This window comes from Actinocorallia aurantiaca, from assembly GCF_039533685.1.
GTDB lineage: Bacteria > Actinomycetota > Actinomycetes > Streptosporangiales > Streptosporangiaceae > Actinocorallia > Actinocorallia aurantiaca.
Genome location: NZ_BAAATZ010000040.1, coordinates 1 through 956, shown reverse-complemented (window position 1 = coordinate 956; position 956 = coordinate 1). Strand labels below are relative to the sequence as shown.

Annotated in this window: 1 protein-coding gene; it reads right to left on the bottom strand. The window is 67.1% G+C overall.

Annotation, left to right across the window (positions count from 1 at the left end; all coding sequences use genetic code 11):
* On the bottom strand, window positions 1-279 hold a 279-nt coding region (locus ABD327_RS36585; RefSeq protein ID WP_344458171.1), incomplete at its 3' end, for a hypothetical protein.
* Window positions 280-956: the final 677 nt, after the last annotated feature.

Here is a 956-nt window from a genome sequence, read left to right as displayed (position 1 = left end):
GTAGGCGGTCCGCATGTAGCCGGCCAGTTCGGCGACCGCGGGGTTACTGGGGGCGTCGTGCCAGGACGCGTTCCCGCCCCCGTGGGGGGAGAGGGACGCCCACACGTGCCGGTAGGCGGCCAGGGCATCACTGGTGATCAGGTGGTTCAGGTAGTGCGCGGTCTCGACCTCCCCCAGGTTCATCCGGGAGAGCCGGCCGGCGGTGCACTCGGTGCACCGGGCGGACAGGAAGTGGTTGGTGTCCGCACCGGGGCGGAAGTGGGTGAAGGTGACGTCCATGGGAGGGCTCCGTTCGTTCGGTGATGGCTAAAGCTCACCACCTGTTTGCTACGGCTCGCAAGGTCCGTCACCGGTTCGTTATCTACCGGTGTCTTGGTCGTAATGGACGGAGCCGCCCTCTCGGGTGGGCATGGGCTCTTGAGGGCTGGTGAAGGGGTTTCCGAACCACCTTCAGGGGGCCATGGGAGGGCTTGTGAGACGTGGTGTCTCACGTATGCGTAGGCGAGGGGGCTTGTGCACTTGTGCACGTAGGAATGTCAGCGCAAAGCGCTGTTCCAGCCTCCGGAACGCCGTTACGCCCTTGGATCCCCCGGGATCCCCGCCCGTCGGGCCTCGATCGGCCGGCATGCGCCATGCCCGCCCTGGCCCTGGCGCCCCCTGGGAGCTCTCTGGGCTCTCGGCAGGCAGGGCTGTGGGCCCTGCCTCTGTGTGGGGTGGGAGCTGAATGCCGGGGAAGTCATCTTCTCCGCCATTGGGAGAGGCAGAGGGGTTGCGTCCCCGTTTCGTCTTACGTCTCGTTACGTCTCGCCTTCACATAACTCGCATTATGTGAGGCGGCCCGCGCCCCCATGGTAGGGGGCGACATGCACCGTGACCAGGGGAGAAGCAGGGCGACGAAGAACACGGGGGTGGGGTGTGCGCCCCCGGTGGGGCGCGGTGTGAGGAGGGTGGGGAGG